The organism is Lysinibacillus sp. NPDC098008 (genome assembly GCF_044760715.1).
Lineage (GTDB): Bacteria > Bacillota > Bacilli > Bacillales_A > Planococcaceae > Lysinibacillus.
In genome coordinates, this window is record NZ_JBIWBA010000039.1 from 9,845 (window position 1) to 16,459 (window position 6,615).

General features: G+C 32.7%; 8 protein-coding genes. 7 read left to right on the forward strand and 1 reads right to left on the reverse strand.

Annotated features, from left to right (window positions below; genetic code table 11):
• Positions 1-582: 582 nt before the first annotated feature.
• The 4 genes from ACIQVU_RS19385 to ACIQVU_RS19400 all read left to right on the forward strand — a co-directional run bounded on the left by ACIQVU_RS19385 (position 583) and on the right by ACIQVU_RS19400 (position 3,110).
• Positions 583-1,326, forward strand: coding sequence for a DNA adenine methylase (locus ACIQVU_RS19385; protein WP_402896868.1), 744 nt, complete (start codon positions 583-585; stop codon positions 1,324-1,326).
• 357 nt (positions 1,327-1,683) lie between these two features.
• Positions 1,684-1,998: a hypothetical protein gene (locus ACIQVU_RS19390; RefSeq protein ID WP_402896870.1), complete on the forward strand. Its 315-nt coding sequence runs from the start codon at positions 1,684-1,686 to the stop codon at positions 1,996-1,998.
• A gap of 148 nt (positions 1,999-2,146) precedes the next feature.
• Positions 2,147-2,524 (forward strand): hypothetical protein, encoded by a 378-nt coding sequence (locus tag ACIQVU_RS19395; RefSeq protein WP_402896872.1) that lies wholly within the window; start codon positions 2,147-2,149, stop codon positions 2,522-2,524.
• 151 nt (positions 2,525-2,675) lie between these two features.
• A complete protein-coding gene (locus ACIQVU_RS19400) occupies positions 2,676-3,110 on the forward strand; it encodes a hypothetical protein (RefSeq protein ID WP_402896874.1) in 435 nt (144 codons plus the stop codon).
• Between the two features lie 253 nt (positions 3,111-3,363).
• On the opposite strand, the gene ACIQVU_RS19405 is transcribed toward ACIQVU_RS19400, so the two are convergent.
• Complete coding sequence (locus ACIQVU_RS19405; RefSeq protein WP_402896876.1) at positions 3,364-3,573, reverse strand: helix-turn-helix domain-containing protein; 210 nt, start codon at positions 3,571-3,573, stop codon at positions 3,364-3,366.
• 149 nt (positions 3,574-3,722) lie between these two features.
• Between ACIQVU_RS19405 and ACIQVU_RS19410 the strand changes: the two genes are divergently transcribed.
• From ACIQVU_RS19410 to ACIQVU_RS19420, 3 genes are all read left to right on the forward strand, one after another.
• The gene (locus tag ACIQVU_RS19410; RefSeq protein WP_402896877.1) at positions 3,723-4,028 is read left to right on the forward strand and encodes a hypothetical protein; all 306 of its coding nucleotides are present in this window, start codon (positions 3,723-3,725) and stop codon (positions 4,026-4,028) included.
• Between the two features lie 360 nt (positions 4,029-4,388).
• Positions 4,389-5,036 carry a hypothetical protein gene (locus ACIQVU_RS19415; RefSeq protein WP_402896879.1) on the forward strand — a complete coding sequence of 216 codons (648 nt, stop codon included), beginning with the start codon at positions 4,389-4,391 and terminating at the stop codon, positions 5,034-5,036.
• Positions 5,037-5,520: 484 nt separating this feature from the next.
• Positions 5,521-6,102 carry a hypothetical protein gene (locus ACIQVU_RS19420; protein WP_016991689.1) on the forward strand — a complete coding sequence of 194 codons (582 nt, stop codon included), beginning with the start codon at positions 5,521-5,523 and terminating at the stop codon, positions 6,100-6,102.
• Positions 6,103-6,615 lie beyond the last annotated feature (513 nt).

Here is a 6,615-nt window from a genome sequence, read left to right on the forward strand (position 1 = left end):
AAGTGGCGTGAGCCTTACAGCCCCAACGGTTCCAAGAAAACCTAAAATTCTATAACAGTAGTATATTAAAGGGCGCTATGAATATCCGCATCATGGATGGCAAAAACGCTGCGGTTGTTGCTGGATGAATTTATGTACAGATTCTCCGTAAAACTCATCAAAAAACGCAAAAAATGCCCATTTGGTAAGGGTTTGAGCGTGTTTTGAATGGAAAATGTGCAACTTTGTACGGAAATGAGGCCAGGGAAAAGCTATGAGCCTTACTCTCCCAACGGCTCCGAGAAAGTGCAAAATTCTATAACAGTAGTATATTAACGTTTCTGTGGATTAGTTGGTGAAGCGGTATATTTTTTCAGTGAAGTATTTTGTTTTCTCCACTTTTGGGGAAAGTAGGGTGGCTAATGTGGGAGCGAATCTATTTGAATTTAGTGGTACCTTTTTATGATGGTTAATTTATGAAACCTTATTTATCAAGGGGTTAACCAGTTAACTTTTGTTATCTTTACGATTGGTGCAATTTGCTTTCATCGATGGTGCATTTTGCACTGTCGTAAGAAAATAGTTTGTTGAGGTTGAATTAAAATGAAGAGAGTTTTGAATTATTCAGGTAGTAAATGGCGGTTGGCCAAGTGGTTGGTAAAAGAGTTTCCATCTCACGAAGTTTATTTAGAGCCTTTTTTTGGTAGTGGTGCATTGTTTTTTACAAAGGAAAGCGCGGCTATTGAAACTATTAATGATGTTGATGGAAATGTAACTAATTTGTTCAGAGTAATTCGGGATAATCCTGTTGAATTAGCTGCTAAGGTGGAATTAACACCCTATTCCAAAACTGAATATTTAGCTAGTTATGAGGTTTTAAATGATATAGAGTTATCAGACGTAGAACGTGCTCGTGTTTTTTTAGTTCGTTGTTGGATGGCTCATAATGGTAAAACAGCGACTAAAACGAGCTGGAGACATAATTTAAAAGGGGATTCGAAGGCTTTGAAAGAGTGGAATCAGTTACCAGAGCAAATATGTGATGTTACGAACAGGCTTAAATCCGTTCAAATAGAGAGTATGGATGCCGTTGAATTGATAGCTCGTTATAATCGTTCTGATTGTTTTATTTATGCTGATCCACCTTATTTACGGTCAACCAAAGCACAAGGTATGTATTTTCACGAAATGACGATACAGCAGCATATCAATTTTTTAGAAATTATAAAAAAGCATAGTGGACCAGCAATGATAAGTGGTTATGCAAACGATTTGTACGATGAGTATTTAGTAGGTTGGAAGCGAGAAGTTTTTCATGATAAAGAAATTATTTGGAAAAACTATTAAAAATGATTATATTTTACTATATTTTATATCCATTTTGTAAAGTTTCATAAATCTCTCAATTGAAGTGTCAAAACCTTCTCGATTGAGAGGTTTTTTGTTAGGAAAAATGTAATAGTAAGTTGTTTTTTTAGTGTTGTTTTTTCATAAAACAGTACCAAACATTAGAGTAAGCAGAAAAGAAAACAGTTATTTTTTACATATATAAATAAGGGTTTCACATTAATAATAATTATTTGCTTTGCCGCCACATGAAAATATTAAATATATGCTATATGAATAGCTATATAGAGTAAAGCTGTTATTGTGTTGCTTTATCTTCTACATGGATGTAGATTGAATAATTTTAGGAGTGGTTTTATGAATAGAGAAGATTTGAAGGATTTAGGGATGTTTGAGTGTATTCAATTTTTACGGCTTATTTCAATAAGCAATGATTTTGATATGCATTTAGAGGCTTTAGAGGCTGCTAAAGAAAGTAATGATATAAATCTAGTTTTAGAGGCTTTAGAGCGTTTATTTGAGCAATATGAGCTTTTATCGGTGGTTATGAAGGATGTGCCAGATAGAATGTTTGATATTGAGGCGAATTCTAATAAAAAAGTATTGGATGAACAACCAAATAAAAATAAGCAGCAATTAAAGAGAAAGTTACCTAATTATTTTTTCATCTAAAAATTAAATAATATCCCATTTATTGCAGTATCCTTTTTCGAAAAGAGTACATAAGTGCAGTAATATATGTAGCTTGCTTTAGATGTGTTTTTTTCATAACAACATTCTTTCAATACATCTAAAGCTGCATGAAGGGAGAGATTTATTAATGGAATATGTAAGTAAAAAAAGAGGTCGTGGCAGACCTAAAAATATAAAAAGCATGAATTTAGTGGAAGTTTTAGAAGTAATGAAGAAAGACTTTGCTTCTTGGAAAGCGGAAGCTGATCCATGGGATTTTGAAGCATTAGTTTTATATGATGATATGGATTCATGTAATGAATTGAAAAAGTTGTTTCGTGCTACTGGTTTAGATGATGTACCTAGCACAAAATATTTACTGGATAGAATTTACGAGGACAGATTAGAACAGTTGGCTGAGAGAGAGCGTTTTAAGGCTTATGTAGAGCATTTACATTGGTTATTAATTTATAACAACTTGATTATGAGTCCAGGTGGTCTTAGTTATACAAGAATTATCGAATAAGTACATTCTGATAAATATAAGACAGAGTTCTGTTAATGGAAAAGCGTTATGACCTACAATAGCAAGAGAAGAAGGGCTTAAAAGGTGTTATTATGACATTAACAATTAAGCTTTTTTACATAAAAACATAACGGAAAAGGTGGAACAGGGCATGACTGTAAAAAAAGAGTACTTTGGTTTTTGTGGTTATTTAACAGTTGATGAGTTTTTCGCAGAAAATCCTAGAAAGTTTACAAGGGAGAGTTTAGACAGAATACTCACTTACCAGCAAGTGAACAAAAGGGGCAGACGTTGTAAAAATTGTGATAAGATGGTCAAATTTGATGTTGATGGTAACAAAGCGTGGTTTTATCGTCTCGTGGCGTCAGATTGCCAGTGGATAGGTAGTTACTTCATGCCATATGAAGATTACACATTTTGTAGTAAAGAATGTGTATATAAGTTTATGGAGAGCGTTGTCGGTGACCTAGACAAGTTTTTAGAGGAATTTAATAAAGACTATGAAAAGCGCGTAAAGGAAATGGTAGAGGGTATTACAGATAAAGCAATAGAAGAGGGTAGAAAACCTTTTAGAGAAACTCATTAACGTATGTACAGAAGGAACAAACAGAATATTTTAGCTTTGCAGATATCGAGGATGTTAATCCTGGAGATATAATTCCTTTTCTTGGTGGAAATTACAAAAGATTAAAATAATAGCAACATACATAGGGCATTATAAAAAATGCAGAAAAAAGCACTCCTTAAGCGTTTTTAAGGGGTGCTTTTTAAATGAATTGAACTGGGTATGTGTTCGAGAAATTAGTTTTAGATTTGTTTGAGAGCGTTTTACATTAAAATTAAACTTTAGTTCCATCTTCCAATATAAAGTTAGCTTCATATCCAATTCCCAGAACTTCAGCTATTTGCTCTAATTCTTTCTCGCTAAAGTTATCACGTTTCATTTTTTTAGATAGGTTTGATTGTGATGTTTCCAGAGCTTCAGCTAATTGAGTAATAGTCATTTTTTTCTTTACTAAAACAATTTTGATTTTTTCAGTCATGCTCATAAATATTCCCCCTAATATAGTAATTATATAATTATTATGACTAAAAAGGGATTAAATATGACTAAAAAAGAATTTTACTGTTGCTTTATTGACTTAAAGGGAATATATTATGACTATAAGGTCATAATACGGATAGGGAGATGAATATAATGATGGATAAACAAATGGAAGATTTATTGTTTGAAGCGGCAGACAATGCAAGGAGTATTGTTGTAGAATTGGAGCATTTAAATGCGATTCGTATAGGAGTAGAGCGACTCATGGAGCGTATTGAGGAAGTGATATATAAAAAATGGCATGAGAATATGGGAGTAGCTCAACTTACAATTATCGAAATGGAGCAAAGCGTACGCTTGCTTGACTTAGCTTTTAACCCATTATTTGAAAAAATGAGAGAAAGAGCTATTACTTTAGATGAAAATATTGAACAGTTAAGAAATGTTACAAGTGAATAACACGAACATATGGGGCTAGTTTGATATTTATCATGCTAGCCTTCTTGTTATATAAAGGAGGCTAGCAGTAAAAGAATCCTGGACAGCTAAAGAATTTAGATGGCTTCCTTGTTCATATTCGTTAAAAGAATAGTGTTGTATTCGGTACTCATTGATTGAGTACCTCTTTTTTTTACAATTTGTCCCCATGATAGTGACAAGTTGTCAGTATGCTAGATTTTGGATTTTATGAGAGCAATCGAGTTGACTGATTATCCATGAAAATTTATTTCGAATCGTCTGAGAGCGTTTTATAATACTTCAAAGTTTAATGATAATGGATTAGAATAGATTCAAACACTAATGTGGGAGGCCAAATACATGAAATTCAGTTATGGCATGACGATAGGCGAGCTTGTTGTTGAAATGAATAACGGTGGAAGCCAGAGTACGTTATACGCTGCCAGTAGAGAAGCTGGAAAGGCAATCCCTAAAGATATTATTCCGTACGTTTTCAAGGCAGCAGCTTATGACTATGAAAAAAATATGTATAAAGCAACGAGCCAAACGGATGAAAGCATGACAATTGAAAATTTATTACCACTTGCTAGACAGCTACAGAAGCAAGCTAAAATTGAAAAGCTCAATAAAGATATTGTTGCCAGTCCTACTGTAATCGAAAATGGCAAGGAGCCTATTAAAGAGATAATAGAATCGAATCCATTACAGAACGAATTGACTTTGGCAAATCAAAGTGAGGCACAAGCATTTATTTTAGAAGCATTAGATTTAACATTAGATGAATTGTCTTTTATAAAAGAGCTTGCTAAAAATAAGGTTACAACTAATGGAATCGAATCTATTTACGAATCTATTAAACAATTAGGCGGAAGAGATCGTTTGAATAAAACGTATTACATTTCCAAAGAAGTGATTGAAATGGCTGCTGAATTTTGTGAGGAAAAATCGGTGAAGGTAAGTCAGTTTGTAGAAGTAGCGATTTTAGAGGCTATTAAAAAATATAAGTAGGGCGGCTAATGTGGGAGCTAATCCAAATTAATTTATAGTTCATAGTAATGCTACTACATAGTTTTAATAAAAGTGTACTATCAAATTTATAGTGAAATTTTAAAAATAAACGGCTAATCAAAATTGGTTAGCCGTTTATTTTGTTTTTTTTGAGTTAACGTTTTTTGAACCGAAGAGATACTTTTCGCTATGATTACGTATACCTTCAAGTAGTTTCTTTTTTTCTTCTTCACTCAATTTTTTCATATTAGACATGATTACACGCTCCTTTTTAAGAGTGTGTACAGAGATTATTAATTTTAAACAAATGAATGTATTGAGAAGTGTCCTAGATTTATTTATTTTATAGGTTTTTAATAAATCTGGAACAAAGTCGTTATTTTAATTAGGCATACTGAATATACAATGTGGCATACAATGATTTATCCCTGGTACATCAGGACATTGTTCAATTCTTAATAGTGAAAAATGAGGAGGAAGAATGTTGACAGTAGAGGAGCGTAAACGGAAAGTTAGAAGCGACAAGAAGCGAGATATCAAACCTACTATTAGCTTAGAATTAAAAGATTCCATCTATCGTTTATCATTTATTACAAGAACACCAGTCAAGGATGTAAGTGAGTTACTTTTGAAAAATGCTTTATTTGAAAATACAGATATTTTAAAGTCCTTATCAAAGAATTTTATAAGGGATATTCGTATAAATAACACTTTTTATATAGGAAATTTACAGAATGAGCGAATAGCAAAAACTGAAGATGGTGAAACTGATCGCATTTCTTTTCGCTTGAAAAATGACGTTTATGAAATATTGCGTGCTCTTTCGTATGCATTAGATTGTTCGGTTTCAAGAATTGCAGCCATTTTGCTTTATGAAAGTATCATAGATAAGGTTTTTATAGAGAGATATGTTGAAAGTTACCTAGATTCGTTAGACAAATCTAGAAAGAAAGAATTAAAGCAGGTACTAAAATATATAAGGAAAGAAACAGATGAGTCTTATAATTTAGTTGATTTACTATCGTATTTGGTAGATGAGCCGATTAGGTGGACTTTCCCAAAATAAACTTTTATGGGCTGCTAATGTAGGACGGAATCTATTCGAATTCATGTAAGATATCCCACTTATAAGAAGTATCCTCTTCATACAAAGTATCAAAAGTGCAATACAAAGTATAACCATCACCCATTTAAATTTATCCTTCCAAATGACAAGAAAGTAAATCCTAATCCATTTCTCAAAAGAAATATTAATTGACTAATAAAATGTGTATTATATAATGAAAGTGGTAATACCATATAACAAGGGTCCTAGTACCATGTGAAAAGTAGCATCACATTCCCGATGTTCAAGGGACGTTAATATCTTGAACGCTTCAAATTGTCCTGACTGGGGATAGATATAAACCAGTTACGCTACTAAACAGTTCAAAATAATTTTCGAAATGTGTATTAATATAATGAAAATGGTAATACCATGAAATAAGGGTCCTAGTACCATGTGAAAAGTAGCATCACATTCCCGATGTTCAAGGGACGTTAATATCTTGAACGCTTCAAATTGTCCTGACTGGGGATA

What these genes read in the sequence shown, in the direction of transcription:
- ACIQVU_RS19385 (WP_402896868.1), top strand. Translation starts at nt 583, where the DNA reads ATGAAGAGAGTTTTGAATTATTCAGGTAGTAAATGGCGGTTGGCCAAG.
- ACIQVU_RS19390 (WP_402896870.1), top strand. Translation starts at nt 1,684, where the DNA reads ATGAATAGAGAAGATTTGAAGGATTTAGGGATGTTTGAGTGTATTCAA.
- ACIQVU_RS19395 (WP_402896872.1), top strand. Translation starts at nt 2,147, where the DNA reads ATGGAATATGTAAGTAAAAAAAGAGGTCGTGGCAGACCTAAAAATATA.
- ACIQVU_RS19400 (WP_402896874.1), top strand. Translation starts at nt 2,676, where the DNA reads ATGACTGTAAAAAAAGAGTACTTTGGTTTTTGTGGTTATTTAACAGTT.
- ACIQVU_RS19405 (WP_402896876.1), bottom strand. Translation starts at nt 3,573, where the DNA reads ATGAGCATGACTGAAAAAATCAAAATTGTTTTAGTAAAGAAAAAAATG.
- ACIQVU_RS19410 (WP_402896877.1), top strand. Translation starts at nt 3,723, where the DNA reads ATGATGGATAAACAAATGGAAGATTTATTGTTTGAAGCGGCAGACAAT.
- ACIQVU_RS19415 (WP_402896879.1), top strand. Translation starts at nt 4,389, where the DNA reads ATGAAATTCAGTTATGGCATGACGATAGGCGAGCTTGTTGTTGAAATG.